The organism is Streptococcus sp. KR (genome assembly GCF_002238115.1).
Taxonomy (GTDB): Bacteria; Bacillota; Bacilli; order Lactobacillales; family Streptococcaceae; genus Streptococcus.
The window spans coordinates 1-326 of record NZ_NGVM01000215.1 but is presented as its reverse complement, the minus strand read 5'-3'; the positions used below and the strand labels follow the sequence as shown (position 1 = coordinate 326).

Annotated in this window: 1 pseudogene; it reads right to left on the bottom strand. The window is 36.5% G+C overall.

The window, feature by feature from the left end:
• Positions 1-326 (bottom strand): annotated as a pseudogene (locus CBI42_RS11665) (helicase); the annotation flags it as partial.

Below are 326 nucleotides of genomic sequence, written 5' to 3'. Positions count from 1 at the left end.
CTAATAAAGCCTTAATCTCAGAATAAACATCAAAGCCATTGTCCTTTTTCTTAGGGGTGCCAATATCTGAAAAAATCATCTGAGTAGCCTTATTTTCCATTCCCTCACGATAAATTCTTTCAACATTATCTACTACCTGAAGCAGTTTATGATTGTCTGCTAGACTATAACTAGAGTCCAATAAACGCATATCAATAGCTAGTTTCCGTGCCTCACCAGTTATCTTTAACATGTTATCCTGGCTCGGATCAACTGTTCCACATTTGACCATATCTGACCTCATAACCAATTCTTCTAGATAGAGTTTCTGGTTTTCAGTTAACTCA